Annotated in this window: 15 protein-coding genes and 1 tRNA gene; all 16 read right to left on the bottom strand. The window is 63.7% G+C overall.

Annotated elements, in window-relative coordinates; translation table 11 throughout:
• A partial coding sequence (locus tag F4Z81_13580) for a hypothetical protein (GenBank protein ID MXW06076.1) occupies positions 1 to 132 on the bottom strand: 132 nt, incomplete at its 3' end.
• Between the two features lie 99 nt (positions 133 to 231).
• On the bottom strand, positions 232 to 612 hold the full coding sequence (gene gcvH / locus F4Z81_13575; GenBank protein MXW06075.1) for a glycine cleavage system protein GcvH: 381 nt from the start codon (positions 610 to 612) through the stop codon (positions 232 to 234).
• Positions 613 to 665: 53 nt separating this feature from the next.
• Positions 666 to 2,012 (bottom strand): acetyl-CoA carboxylase biotin carboxylase subunit, encoded by a 1,347-nt coding sequence (accC, locus tag F4Z81_13570; protein MXW06074.1) that lies wholly within the window; start codon positions 2,010 to 2,012, stop codon positions 666 to 668.
• A 6-nt stretch (positions 2,013 to 2,018) separates the two neighbouring features.
• Positions 2,019 to 2,486, bottom strand: a complete 468-nt coding sequence (gene accB, locus F4Z81_13565) for an acetyl-CoA carboxylase biotin carboxyl carrier protein (protein ID MXW06073.1) — start codon at positions 2,484 to 2,486, stop codon at positions 2,019 to 2,021.
• A gap of 22 nt (positions 2,487 to 2,508) precedes the next feature.
• Entirely contained in the window at positions 2,509 to 3,066 is a 558-nt protein-coding gene (efp, locus tag F4Z81_13560; GenBank protein ID MXW06072.1) for an elongation factor P, read from the bottom strand.
• A 119-nt stretch (positions 3,067 to 3,185) separates the two neighbouring features.
• Positions 3,186 to 3,259: transfer RNA gene (locus F4Z81_13555), tRNA-His, on the bottom strand.
• A gap of 49 nt (positions 3,260 to 3,308) precedes the next feature.
• Positions 3,309 to 4,202: a hypothetical protein gene (locus tag F4Z81_13550; protein ID MXW06071.1), complete on the bottom strand. Its 894-nt coding sequence runs from the start codon at positions 4,200 to 4,202 to the stop codon at positions 3,309 to 3,311.
• The gene (locus tag F4Z81_13545) at positions 4,192 to 6,507 is read right to left on the bottom strand and encodes a tetratricopeptide repeat protein (GenBank protein MXW06070.1); all 2,316 of its coding nucleotides are present in this window, start codon (positions 6,505 to 6,507) and stop codon (positions 4,192 to 4,194) included. The genes F4Z81_13550 and F4Z81_13545 overlap by 11 nt, the downstream gene beginning before the upstream one ends.
• A 22-nt stretch (positions 6,508 to 6,529) precedes the next feature.
• Positions 6,530 to 7,852 (bottom strand): RIP metalloprotease RseP, encoded by a 1,323-nt coding sequence (rseP, locus tag F4Z81_13540; GenBank protein MXW06069.1) that lies wholly within the window; start codon positions 7,850 to 7,852, stop codon positions 6,530 to 6,532.
• A 117-nt stretch (positions 7,853 to 7,969) separates the two neighbouring features.
• The gene (locus F4Z81_13535; protein ID MXW06068.1) at positions 7,970 to 9,157 is read right to left on the bottom strand and encodes a 1-deoxy-D-xylulose-5-phosphate reductoisomerase; all 1,188 of its coding nucleotides are present in this window, start codon (positions 9,155 to 9,157) and stop codon (positions 7,970 to 7,972) included.
• 88 nt (positions 9,158 to 9,245) lie between these two features.
• Complete coding sequence (locus F4Z81_13530; protein MXW06067.1) at positions 9,246 to 10,088, bottom strand: hypothetical protein; 843 nt, start codon at positions 10,086 to 10,088, stop codon at positions 9,246 to 9,248.
• Between the two features lie 14 nt (positions 10,089 to 10,102).
• The gene (locus F4Z81_13525) at positions 10,103 to 10,822 is read right to left on the bottom strand and encodes an isoprenyl transferase (protein MXW06066.1); all 720 of its coding nucleotides are present in this window, start codon (positions 10,820 to 10,822) and stop codon (positions 10,103 to 10,105) included.
• Between the two features lie 112 nt (positions 10,823 to 10,934).
• The gene (locus F4Z81_13520; protein MXW06065.1) at positions 10,935 to 11,513 is read right to left on the bottom strand and encodes a ribosome recycling factor; all 579 of its coding nucleotides are present in this window, start codon (positions 11,511 to 11,513) and stop codon (positions 10,935 to 10,937) included.
• Between the two features lie 43 nt (positions 11,514 to 11,556).
• Complete coding sequence (gene tsf, locus F4Z81_13515; GenBank protein MXW06064.1) at positions 11,557 to 12,153, bottom strand: translation elongation factor Ts; 597 nt, start codon at positions 12,151 to 12,153, stop codon at positions 11,557 to 11,559.
• A 93-nt stretch (positions 12,154 to 12,246) separates the two neighbouring features.
• Positions 12,247 to 12,999 carry a 30S ribosomal protein S2 gene (gene rpsB, locus F4Z81_13510; GenBank protein MXW06063.1) on the bottom strand — a complete coding sequence of 251 codons (753 nt, stop codon included), beginning with the start codon at positions 12,997 to 12,999 and terminating at the stop codon, positions 12,247 to 12,249.
• 52 nt (positions 13,000 to 13,051) lie between these two features.
• The gene (gene rpsI, locus F4Z81_13505; GenBank protein MXW06062.1) at positions 13,052 to 13,456 is read right to left on the bottom strand and encodes a 30S ribosomal protein S9; all 405 of its coding nucleotides are present in this window, start codon (positions 13,454 to 13,456) and stop codon (positions 13,052 to 13,054) included.
• Positions 13,457 to 13,461 lie beyond the last annotated feature (5 nt).

Genomic DNA, 13,461 nt, shown 5'->3' with positions numbered 1-13,461 from the left:
GGGGGGTAGGTCCTGGGGGCCGTCGAGCCGGACGTCGTCCGGGACGACGGTAAGCAGCTCTTCGACCGACCCGATGCCGATGGCTTCCATCATGGCCTGGCGGTCGGCGTCGGTGTTGGGGATGTACGTCATGGATGCTCCGCAGGACCGGCCGCCTCAGGCGCCGGTGTAGAATCTATCGACCGCGGCAGTCATCTGGGCGAAGGATCGGATCGTCCGACCGCGACCGCCTCAGGCGCCGACGAAGGAACGGTAGTCCGCGGCGGTCATCAGGCTGGTGAAGGCGCCCGCGTCATCCACCTTCAGCCTGATCATCCAACCGTCGCCGTAGGGGTCCTGGTTGACCGCCTCGGGGTTGTCTTCCAGGTCGTCGTTGACCTCCGTCACGGTACCGCCCATCGGACTGTAGAGGTCCGACACGGTCTTCACGGCTTCCACCGCCCCGAAGACGCCCATCTCGGCCACCGGGTCGCCTTCCGAAGGCAGTTCCACGAAGACGATGTCGCCGAGTTCGGACTGTGCGAAGTCCGTGATGCCGACGGTGGCGATGTCGCCCTCCAGGCGCACCCACTCGTGTTCGGTCGAATAGCGGAGATCTGAGGGCGTGTTCATGCGTTCCTTTCTCCGGCGCCCGGGCCCGACGCGGGCCGCCGCCGGTCATTTCGTCAACTCAGGGAACTCAGGGATTCAACGAAGTCCGTATCCGCCTGCCCGGAACGGAAGGTCGGGTGTTTCAACATGAACTGGTGGAACGGAATCGTCGTGTTGATGCCTTCGACGATAAACTCATCGAGGGCCCGCTCGGTCCGCGTCATCGCCTCTTCCCGGTCCTTTCCCCAGACGATCAGCTTCGCCAGCATGGAGTCGTAGAAGGGCGTGACGACGTACTGGGCGTACACGTGGCTGTCCACCCGCACCCCGTAACCGCCTGGCGTGTGGAAACTCGTGATCTCGCCCGTGGAGGGCATGAAATTCCGGTCCGGGTCCTCGGCGTTGATCCGGCACTCGATGGCGTGTCCCCGCATTTGCACGTCTTCCTGCGCGAAACCCAGGGGATGGCCCGCGGCGACGCGGATCTGTTCCTTTACGAGGTCCTGTGAAACGACCATTTCCGTCACGGGGTGTTCCACCTGGATGCGCGTGTTCATCTCCATGAAATAGAACTGGCGGTCCTCGGTCACGAGGAACTCGACGGTGCCCGCGTTTTCGTAGTCGATCGCCCGCGCCGCGCGCAGGGCGGCCTCTCCCAGCCCGGAACGAAGCTCGTCGTCGACAAAAGGGGACGGCGACTCCTCGATGAGCTTCTGCCGCCGCCGCTGGATCGAACAGTCCCGCTCGCCTAAGTGGACGACCTGCCCGTGGCGGTCGCCCAGGACCTGCACCTCGATGTGCCGGGCCTTTTCTATATACCTTTCCAGGTACAGCGCGGAATTGTTGAAGGCGTTCTGGGCCTCTCGCGAAGCCAGGCGGAAGGCTTCGCGCAACTCGCCCTCGTCGCGGACGATGCGGATTCCCCGCCCGCCTCCGCCGGCGGAGGCCTTGATCACCAGGGGAAACCCGATCTCCCGGGAAGCCTCAACCGCGGCGTCCTCGTCGTCGACGACGTCTTCCGTGCCCGGGATGGTGGGAACGTCAGAGGCCGCCACCGTCTTTCGCGCTTCGGCCTTGTCGCCCATGAGGCGGATGGCCCTGGACGGCGGTCCGATGAAGGCGATGTCGCAGGACTCGCAGACTTCGGCGAAGTGGGGGTTTTCGGAGAGAAATCCGTATCCGGGATGCACGGCGTCGGCGTTCATGATTTCCGCCGCGCTGATGATGCGGGGTATGTTCAGATAGCTGTCGTTCGGCGCGTTGCTGCCGATGCAGACCGCCTCGTCGGCGAAGCGGACGTGGAGGGAGTCCTGGTCCGTTTCGGAGTGGACGGCCAGCGTCGCGATGTTCAACTCTTTGCACGAGCGGATGACGCGCAGGGCGATCTCGCCGCGGTTGGCGATGAGGATCTTCTGGAACATCGCTTCCTATGCCGGTTCGATCAGAAACAACGGTTGGCCGTATTCGACGGGCTGGGCGTCTTCCACCAGGATGGCCATCACGCGCCCGTTCAATTCGGACTGGATGGGATTCATCAGCTTCATGGCTTCGATGATGCACAGCTGCTGGCCGGTGCTGATCCGGTCCTGCTCCTGAACGAAGGGGTCGGCGTCGGGCTCGGGTGACCGGTAGAAGGTACCCACCATGGGCGAGGTCACCTCGACGTAGGTGTTGTCCGCGGAGTCCGCCTGGCCGACGTCCTGCCGCACGTGTTCCGCGGGTGGCGCGGCGGCCTGCACGTGCGTATCCGCCGCTGGTGCGGGGACGGCGGCCGCGGTCGCGCCGGCCGTCATGCGCACGATCCGGATCTTCCGGTCGCCCTCGGCCACCTCGACTTCCTGGATGTCCGTATCCCGCAGCGATTCGATCAGCTTGAGCACCTCATCGATTCCCATGTCAGGCTCCTCGGAAGGGCGGCTACACCCGCTCTACGTATTCGCGGGACCGCGTATCGATGCGCAGCACGTCGCCGGGGTTGATGAACAGCGGAACCTGCACCACGGCGCCGCTTTCGAGCGTGGCCGGCTTGGTGCCTCCCGTCGCGGTGTCGCCGCGGATACCCGGATCGGTCTGCGTCACTTCCAGCTCGATGAAATTCGGCATCTCGATGCCCACGACGCCCTGGTCCGCGGTGAGCAGTTCGAGCGTCATGCTGTCCTTGATGTAATCCTTGTTGTCGCCGATGATCGACACGCTTACCGGCACCTGTTCGTAGGTCTCCAGGTCCATCATGTAGTACATGTCGCCGTCGGTATACTGGAACTGGAACTTGCGCCGTTCCACCCGCACGTCTTCCAGCTTGTCCGAGGCCTTGTAGGTCTTCTCGATCACGGCCCCGGTGTGGATATGCTTCAGGCGGGTGCGCGAAAAGGCCGTTCCCTTGCCCGGTTTGATGTGTTCGCAACCCGTGATGAAGTATATGGATCCATCGATCCTGATGGTCATACCGGTGCGCAGGTCCGTAGCGTTCACCATAAAATCGGGCTGGTCTCCTTTGACGGCTTCATCGGCCGTTACTCGGCATCCGGTTCACCGCCGAAACTCTGGCGCGCCGTGGACCCGGTCCGGGCGGGTAGAAACGTCCCCATTTAAAGGGTGGGCAACGGGATTCGAACCCGCGACCTCCAGAGCCACAGTCTAGCGCTCTAACCAACTGAGCTATGCCCACCATCACCGACGAATGGAGCACGCAATATAGGCGGGATACCAAACGACTGTCAAGGGAATTGTCTGGAATCAGGAGTGCCCGGATCCGGCGCCCCGTCCACGGTTTCGAAGACCGTCCCCGCCTCTTCCAGGGGACGGCGGACGACGGTTTCGGGTAGACGCACCCCGATGTCGGACGGCCGCAGCCCACGGTTGATCGACTGGGTCCGGTAGGTCAGTTCGAACGTCCCCGCACGGGGGCCGTCCCGGGTAATGCGGACCTTCTCCGGTCTCCAGACGCCGTTCCGGTTTCGAAAGCGTTCGAAAGTCCTGGTGACGGACCCCTGGTTCACGGGAGATTCCGACGCCTCACGCGTGACCGTCATCCTGCCCGTGTCGATCCACAGCGTCCTCCGGCCGGAATCGTCCCCAAGCGTAACGGCCGCCGTATGTCCGTCGCGGCGGTAGTCGGCGACGGGCAGCCCCTGGTACCTGCCGGGCGCTATAGTCCCGGTCACGGCGGCTTGCACGTCGTCCAGCGTCAGGTCGAGTCCGGGGATGGACGCGTCGCGCGCCTCGAGCGTACCTTCGAACACCGTGTTTTCCCGGGGCATGTACAATCGCACACGGAGGTCCTGGATCAGGACGACGGCAAGGATCTCGAACAGGGCGCCGTGCACGTCGATACGGAACTGCGCCGGGCTGAGGTACCGGATGCGGAGGGACGCGCGGCCCCGGTGGCCCGCGAAGGAGGTCTCCACGCGAGCGCTGCCCCTGAAATCCTGGAGGCGCCAGGAGGCCGCATCGATCTCCTGGAGCAGCAGTTCGACCGGCAGGGGTGGCGGCGCTGGAGTTGGCGGACGGCAGGACAGCAGCAGGAGACCGAAGCAGGCGAGTATCCAGAACCGGCCGGTCCGCCGGTATCGGCCGGTCCGCCTGTGCCGGCCGGACGTGTTACCTGGCATCTTGGAGCTTCTGCAGGATCTCTTCGGATTCCTCGGGGGTTATGTCTTCCATTTCGAGGGCGCGCTGCCAGTAACGAACCGCACTTCGGTGCATGCCGAGCCGGCTGTAGATGTCTCCGAGATGGTCGTGCACCGTGGCGCTCGTGTCTTCGAATTGCAGGGCCTTTTCCACGTACTGCCGCGCTTTCCGGTAGTCGCCCAGCCGGTAATATACCCATCCCAGGCTGTCGAGGAACGCGCCGTTTTCAGGAGCTTTCTCGAGGGCTTTTTCGATCATCACCTTGGCTTCTTCGAGCCGCAGGCCCCGGTCGGCCAGGATGTAACCCAGGTAATTCAGGGTGTAGATGTCTTCGGGATCGATTTCAAGGGCGGTCTCGAAGGTGGCCACGGCTTTCTCGAACTGGCCCGACTGGTCGTAGTTCTGCGCCAGCAGGAAATGGAGGCGATGGTGGTCGTTGAACCGCTCGACCGCTTCTTTCGTGATCGCGATGGCTTCTTCGTAATCCTCCTGCTCGGTATGGGCATAACCCAGGTAGAACCACAGGTCGGGGTTCCCGGGCGCTTTTTCCAGCCCATCGCGAAGGGCCTGGATGCCGGTCTCGTAATCCTCCTGGCGCAGATGGGAAAGGCCGAGATTCACCCACCCTCTTCCGTCTTGCGGGTTGAGCTCCACGACCTTGCGGAAGTGTGCGCCGGCCTGGCCGAATTCCTCCCGGGACATGAAACTCACACCCAGGTACAGGTAGAACTCGGGCATATCGGGCAGGATCGACAGGGCCTGGGTGAGCACGCGCTCGGCCTGTGCGAACTGGTCCTGGCGGAGATAGGCCAGGCTCAGGCTGATCCACCCGCGCGGATCATGGCGGTTGATGCCGATGCTCTTCTGCGACTGGTCTATGGCCTGGTTGTACATCCCGTTATCGAGGTAGACGTTCGCCAGGTTCAGGCGCAGGGTAACGTCGTCCGGCAACTGCTCCACGCCTTCATGCAACGCCGCGATACCCTCCTCTGTCTGTCCCTGGTCCATGAGGGCATATCCCAGCGATATCCAGCTTCGGCCGTGGGCAGGGTCCGCGGCGACGGCCGACCGGTACGCGGCGACGGCGAGAGGATAGGCGCCGGCTTCCTGGTAGACGAAGCCCAGGTTCAGGTAGAGGTCGGGGTGGTCTCCCAGGACGCCGAGGCCCTCGTTCAGCGCGTTCACGGCCTGTTCAGTCCGTCCGGTGGCGCGATAGGCCATCCCCAGGCCGATCCGGAATCTCACTTCGCGCTCGTCCAGGGAGATCGCCTGCTGCAGCGGTGCCACGGCCTCCGCCGGCTTGTCCTGGTCGAGCAGCACGTCGCCCAGAGCGCCATGAAGCTCCGCCGAGCCGGGGTGCAGTTCGAGGCCCTCCTCCAGGGTGGAGAGCGCCTGCTCCGCCTCGCCGAGGTCCTGGTAGGCCTCCCCCAATTCCGCCCAAAGGGCCGGGGACGTCCGGTTGTGCTCCAGCAGCACCCGGTACTCCTCCACCGCCTCGCCCGGCCGGCCGAGGAACATCAGGAGGCGCGCGAGCCGGTGCCGCAGGGCCGCTTCGCGGTCCGGGCCCAGCGCAATGATCTCGCGGTACATGACGACGGCCCGGTCCCACTGCCGCCTTTGCTCGTAGATCTCCGTCAGCCCCACCCGCGCGGGGATCGAGTCGGGATAGTCGTCGAGCACCTTCTGCAATGCGATGACCGCCTTGTCATACATCCCTCTCTGCCTGTAGACATCGGCCAGTTTGAAGTGGAATTCGGGATTGCGCGGTGCCAGGCGGCTCACCGTTTCGAGTTCCCTCAGCGCGGCATCCGGGTCGTTCAGCCGGCTCGCGAGCTGGGAAAGGGCGATATGGGCCTCGATGTGGCCAGGTTCCAGCGTGACGACCCGTTCGAAAGCGGCCCTGGCCGGCAGGTACCTGCCCAGCTCGGCGTGATACCTGCCCAGAACGAACCAGGACTCCGTGGCCGTCGAATCGATCTCAACCGCCGCCCTGGCGTGTTGCTGCGCCTTGTCGCGCTCCGTCACGCGGTAGTAGACCTGGGCGAGGGCGGTGTGGATTTCCGCCGAGGTGGTATCGTATTCCAGCGCCTGTAGATAGGATTTGATCGCATTGACCGGATCGTTCCTGGCTTCGTGAAGGCCTCCCTCCGCGTAATGCTCCAGGGCCCTGGCCCGGTCCACCTGTCCGAGCGCGTGCTCCGGGGGACAGACGGCGGCCAGCATCACGGTGACGACGAGGACGTACCAGGTACGACCGGCGGCGCCGAGACTTCTCCCGACCGGCATGTTTCCTCCCTTCGCCGTGTAACTACCTGAAGATCCGGGTGACGTCGTTGAACACTACGAACACCATCAGCACCAGCAGGAGGGCCATTCCCGTCTGCTGCCATACCATCCGGTACTTCAGGGAAAGCGGACGCCGGATGATCTTCTCGACGCCCAGGATGAGGAGCTGGCCGCCGTCCAGCGCGGGTATGGGCAGGAGGTTCAGGATGGCGAGGTTGATGCTCAGAAAGGCCATGAAACTGAAGAGGCTGCTCGCGCCCTGGCGGGCGCTGTCCCCCGCCATCTGGGCAATGGCGATGGGACCGCCCACCGAGTCGGTGGACACCTGTCCCATGACCAGTTTCCCCACAAAGTCGACGATGGTAAAGGTGACGGCCACCAGTTGCGTGCCCGCCAGTCCCGCGGAGGTGACGATCCCGATCGGACTGCGTTTGATGTGGTCCTGCTGGGTGATGCCGATCTGGCCGATGTCGATGACGTCTCCGGTCTCCCGGTCCAGGTCCTGGGCCGTATTGGGTATGATGCCCACCTGGTGAGACTGGCCGTTCCGGGTCCAGGACACCGCGGTCTCCATGCCCGGCCGGACGCGAATCTGCTCGACCATCTCGTACCACTGCGTGACCGGAACGCCGTTCACGGACGTGATCACGTCCCCGGGCCTGAGACCGGCCTTCTCGGCGGGTGAATCCGGGATGACCGTGCTCACGGCCGACGCGCGAAAATAGTCCAGCCCGCCCAGCCGTTCCGCCGTCCCGCCATCATCGTACCGCACCTGGACCGTGCGGTCCCGCCCATCCCGGCGCAGCTTCAGGGACAGGGACGCCCCCGTGCCGGTCGAGAGCCGTTCCCGAACATCCTCCCAGGTATCGACGGCCGCCTGGTCGATTTCGAGGATTTCATCGCCGACCTGCAAACCTGCAGCGGCATAGGGGCTTGCAACGTCCACCCGGCCCACGGTGGTCGTATCGACGAGCATCACGCCCATGGTCGCGTAGAACAACCAGAAGATGATAAAGGCGAGGACGAAGTTCGCCCCTGGACCGGCCGCGATGACGAAGGCGCGGGCTCCCACGGACTTGGACTGGAACTCCCACGGCTTGCCGCCTTCCCCTTCGGACTGGGCGTCCGGACGCTCCCCGGCCATGGACACGTATCCCCCCAGGGGGATCCAGGAGATACAGTATTCGGTTTCCCCCACCTTCTTACCGATCATCTTGGGCGGAAAGCCGAGGGAGAACCGTTCCACCCTGATGCCCATGCGCTTGGCGGCCAGGAAATGGCCGAGTTCGTGGAAGAAGACCAGCAACCCCAGGACGAAAATCGCTGATAACACGGTGGTCAGCATGCCAAAGTCTCCGTTCTGCTTCTGCCGTCTCAGTTCCGATTGCTTCCGATGTTTCCGGTGTGCCTCCGCCCCTGCCGGCGCGCGGCAACTGATTAAGGAATATACAGGTTTTCGGCACTATCCGGCAATCAACTTTTCCTCGCAGAACGTCCGGGTCCACTGGTCCGCCGCCATGATGGATTCCAGGGTGACGGGCGTCGTGAGATCCGGCGCGGCCAGGTGTTTATCCATGGCATCGGCGATGATGCGCGGTATGTCGGTGAACCCGATCCGCTGCCGGAGGAAGGCCTCGACGGCCATCTCGTCGGCGGTGCTCAGGACGGCGGGCACGGTGGACCCGCGGCGGATGGCCTCGTAGGCCAGCCCCAGGCAGGGGAACATGGTCTCATCGGGCGGGTCCAGGGTCAGGGACCAGTTCCGCGTGATGTCGAACCGGGGCCAGGGAGATTCAAGGCGCTCCGGGTACGAGAGGGCGTATTGGATCGGTATGCGCATGTCTGTCGGACCCATCTGGGCCAGCAGAGACCCGTCGACCATCTCGACCATGGAGTGGATGATGGACTGGGGATGGATTACTACGTCGATCTTCGAGACGGGTAGGCCGAAGAGCCAGTGAGCCTCGATGACCTCAAATCCCTTGTTCATGAGGGTGGCGGAATCGATCGTGACCTTCTGTCCCATGTTCCAGGTGGGATGGTTCAACGCGTCCTTCGAAGTCATCCGCGCCAGGGCCGCGGGGGCGGTGTCGCGGAAGGGCCCGCCCGATGCCGTGAGGACCACGCGTTGGATCCGGTCCGGGTCCTGCCCGGCCAGGCACTGGTGCACCGCGCAGTGTTCGCTGTCCACGGGCAGGATCTCCACCCCGTTGCGCCGCGCCGATTCCATCACGATCTCGCCGGCCATGACCAGGATCTCCTTGTTGGCCAGGGCGATGGTCTTGCACGCTTCGATCGCCCGCAGCGTGGGAACCAGCCCCGCGCTGCCCGGGAGGGCGCTGATGACCAGGTCCACGTCGGGGTGGGTGACCGCTTCGATCAGGCCCTCCACGCCGGTGTGGATCGACGGTCCAGGCTGACCGCCGCCGCCTCGCGCGAACCCGGTGGACCGCCTGGCCCGCTCGGCGCATTCCGCGTCCCGGACGGCAACCATGCGCGGGCCGAAACGCGCGCACTGCTGCTCCAGCAGATCGATCCGGCTCCTGGCCGTCAGGCTGTGGGCCGAATACCGGTCCGGGAAGGCCGCGATGACCTCCAGCGTCTGCGTGCCGACCGAACCCGTCGAACCCAGGATGGCGATGCGTTTCATGGCTAGTCGATACTCCGTCCCTATGTCCGGGCCGTCCGGGCAGTCCGGACCGTCCGGACCGTCCAGGCCGTCCAGGCAGTCCGCTGCATCATCCGGTCACGTAGGCCAGGTAGTAATACACGAAAGGCGCCGCGAAGAAAACGCTGTCGAACCGGTCCAGGATGCCGCCATGTCCCGGGATGATGTGGGAAGAGTCCTTCAGGCCGGCGTCTCTTTTGACCAGGGACTCCGCGAGGTCGCCCAGCTGGGCGACGATAGCGCCGGCGGCGCCCAGGACGACACAGTGCAGCGGACTGAGAAAGGGAAACAGGGCGTACTGAAGTGCGAACATGAAGGCGACGGCGCCGATCAGCCCCCCGACGGCGCCCTCGACGGTCTTGCTGGCGCTGACGCGGCGCAGCAACTTGCGCCGGCCCAACAACCGGCCCGTGAAATAGGCGAAGGCGTCGTAGGACCAGGGAATGGCGAAGGCGAGCAGGACCGGCGTCATTTCCCGTTCCCCCCATGCAACCACGTCCGCGCCGTCCATCGGCCACTTGCCCAGCAGGATCAGGTGGCTGCCGAGCAGCCCGATCCAGGCTACGCCGAAGACCGTAGCGGCGATGTTGTGAAAGGGGGATTGCGCGTGCTTTCTGAATACTTCCGCGGCGGCGGTCGTGAGCAGGAGGGCCGTGAGGATCAGCGGGGCGTGGCGGCCCGCTTCGAGCCAGGCGTCGAGACACAGCAGAACAGCCGCGGGTACGCCGGCGTACCAGTTGGGTTCCAGGTCCCTGGCCGCGGCGATGCCGTGGTATTCGCGCAGGCCGAAGAGCACGACCAGGGTTACGAATACGAAGAGGCTCGTCCCACCGAACCAGCAAATGAGCACGATGCACGGGATGAACACCGCGCCTACCAGGATTCGGATCCACGTCTCCGCGTAGGCCGCCATGGAGATCCACTCCGTTACGAGCTGTGTGAGGAGACCTGTTCGCCGGTTCGACCGAAACGGCGCTCTCTCGACTGGTAGTCCCGGATGGCCCCGATGAAGTGGCTTCGCGAGAAATCGGGCCAGAGGACCGGAGAAACCAGGAGTTCGGTATAAGCCAGTTGGTAGAGCAGGAAGTTGCTGATCCGCATCTCCCCGCTGGTCCGGATCAACAGGTCCGGGTCGGGCAGGTGCTCCGTGTACAGGTAGGACGCGAAAAGCGACTCGTCGATGGCTTCCGGGTCCAGCCGACCGGCCTGGACGTCCAGGGCGATGCATTGCGCGGCTTCGACGATCTCCTGCCTGCCGCCGTAATTCAGGGCGAAATTAAGCAGCAGGCGGTCGTTGCCCGCCGTCTGCTCCGTGATCTGCTTGATGACCTGCCGGTTGGATTCCGGCAACTCGTCCCACCTGCCCAGGAAGGAGACCCGGATTCCGTGCGTGCTGGCTTCTTCGACGGCGCCGCGGAGCGACTCGACGATCAACTGCATGATGGCCGCGACTTCACGCCTGGGACGATTCCAGTTTTCGGTGGAGAACCCGAAGAAGGTGAGAATCCCCACGCCGAACTCCCCGGCGCACCGGATCATCTCGCGAACGGACTCCACCCCCGCGGAGTGCCCCTGGTCCCGCGCGAGCCCCTGCTTCTTCGCCCATCTGCCGTTGCCGTCCATAATGAACGCGATGTGGCGGGGCATGCGCTCCGGATCCAGACCTTCTTCCGAGACCGCCCGGTCTTGCTCTGCGTATCGACCCACGTCACCCCCGTAAGGCCGCCGCCGGGTATGGACCCGGATAGCCGGTATCCGCCTAGATCTCCAGGATTTCCTGTTCTTTTACCGATATGGCGCTGTCGATGGAGGAGGTATGCTGGTCGGTGAGATCCTGGATGGTCTTCTGGTGCCGCTTGCTTTCGTCTTCCGACAACCGGTGGGCCTTTTCTTCGGCCTTGATGCGCTCGTTCATTTCCCGGCGCACGTTCCGGATGCCGATCTTGCCGTCCTCGCCCAGTTTCTTGATCAGTTTTACGTATTCAAGCCTTCGCTCTTCGGTGAGCGCAGGTACCGGCAGGTGGATGACGTTGCCGTCGGAATTCGGCATGAGTCCCAGGTCGGAGGTCTGGATGGCGCGGATGATTTCGGAAATCATCTGCTTGTCCCACGGCTGTATCGAGATCGTGCGGGCATCCGGCGTGTTGATGGTGGCGACCTGGTTGATGGGGGTCATGGTCCCATAGGCTTCCACCTGGACGTTGTCCAGCAGGGCCGGGTTGGCCCGGCCGGCCCGGAGGCCGGCGAGTTCCATGCGCAGCACCTCGACGGACTGGTCCATCTTACGGCTGGTTTCCTTGATGATCTCTTTCGCTTCCACGATACACCTCTCTGGCATCGGAAAACCGGTTACGTTCCTGCCGGCAAGGTTGTTCGGCGGATTACTCTCCGCCCAGCTCGTACCGGACGAACCGTCTGACCATGATGTTCTCGCCCAGCGTGGCCACCGCCTCCGTGATCAGGTCCCGCACGGTCTTGTCGGTATCCCGTATGAACGGCTGTTCCAGGAGGCAGTTTTCCTGGTTGAATTTCTCGATTCTTCCCTGGACGATCCGGTCGATGATCTGGTCCGGCTTGCCCTCGTTCCGCGCCTGGTTCCGGTAAATCTCCCGTTCCTGTTCCAGGACGGCTTCTTCGATCTGGTCCCGGTCCACGGCGAGGGGCCGTGTGGCCGCTACCTGCATGGCGATATCGCGGGCCAGGGTCTGGAATGACTCGTTCCGCGCGACGAAATCGGTCTCGCAGTTGATCTCGACCATGGTGGCGATGCGGCTGCCGGGATGGATATAGGTATGGATGATGCCTTCTTTCGCCTCCCGGGCACTCTTCTTGGACGCCGCCATTATGCCTTTCTCGCGCAGGAGCGTTACCGCCTTTTCGATACTGCCTTCGGTCTCCTGGAGGGCCCGCTTGCAGTCCATCATTCCGGCGCCGGTCTGGCTTCTCAACGTTTTTACGTCACTGGCTGATATAGTCATGAAATCGATTGAAATCTAGCGGTCATGCTCGGATTTGATACGATCGGCTCCGATCATCCGCTACGGCCGCCTTTCCCCGGCCACGTATCCACTTCAGGCCTGCTGTTCTTCGACTTCCTCGACCTCTTCGACCGGTGCCTCGTCCCCGGGTACAGGCCGTCCGGAATTGCGCAGCCCTTCCTCCGCGGCGCTCGCGACGACTTCCGTAATGAGGCTGATGGACCGGAGGGCGTCGTCGTTCCCGGGTATGGGATAATCGATCAGGTCGGGGTCGCAGTTCGTATCCAGGATGCTGACGATGGGGATCTCCAGGGTATTCGCCTCCGCGACCGCTATCCGTTCCTTGCGGGCGTCCACCACGAAGATGACGCCGGGCAGGTCGCGCATTTCGCGGATGCCGCCCAACACTTTCTGCAGGCGCTCCCGCTCCTTCTCCAGGCTGGCGGCCTCTTTTTTCGTGAGCGCTTCCATGGTACCGTGCTCTTTCATTTTCTCGAGTTCTTCCAGGCGCTTGACGCTGGTCTGGATGGTCTGGAAATTCGTCAACATGCCGCCGAGCCAGCGTTCCGCGACGTAAAACATGCCGCACCGCTGCGCCATTTCGATGATGATGGGCCTGGCCTGCTTCTTCGTGCCCACGAAGAGGACGGACTGCCCTTTCTCGACGGCCTTGCGCACGGCGTCATAGGCGATCTCGATCTGGCTGAGCGTCTTCTTCAGGTCGATGATGTAGATGTTGTTGCGCTCGGCGAATATGAACTGTTTCATCTTCGGGTTCCAGCGCCGGGTCTGGTGGCCGAAGTGAACGCCTGCGCCCAGCAGTTCCTGAATGGTCGGAATGCCCATAGGCGGTACTGATCTCCTTGTCTGGCAGGCGGTCAGGCCTGCGTCCTTTGAATTAACGCTTAGAGAACTGGAACCGCTTGCGTGCGCCGGCCAGTCCGTATTTCTTGCGCTCCTTGATGCGTGAATCCCGCGTCAGCATGCCCGCTTCGCGCAGCGGCGCGTGCAGGCTTTCGTCCATGTCCTTCAGCGCCCGCGCGATACCGAGTCTCAACGCCCCGGCCTGGCCGGTCTTGCCGCCGCCGAAGGTCCGTGCGAAGACGACCACCTGGTCGTTCATCTCGGTGAGTACCAGGGGTTCCTCGATCGCGGCGACGAGACCGGGCCGGTCAAAGTAATCGAGCAGCGGCTTGTCGTTGACCTTGTGGCTGGCGCCTTCCTTCTTCGCGCGCAGCCAGACCTTGGCGATCGCGCGTTTCCTTCTGCCCACTGCGTGATGTCCATGGGTATCCGAATTCATGCTTC

The sequence above is a fragment of the Gemmatimonadota bacterium genome (genome assembly GCA_009835325.1).
In the GTDB taxonomy this organism is placed as follows: Bacteria; JAAXHH01; JAAXHH01; order JAAXHH01; family JAAXHH01; genus JAAXHH01.
Note: the sequence above shows the minus strand (reverse complement) of the source record. Positions and strands in the feature narration are given on the sequence as shown.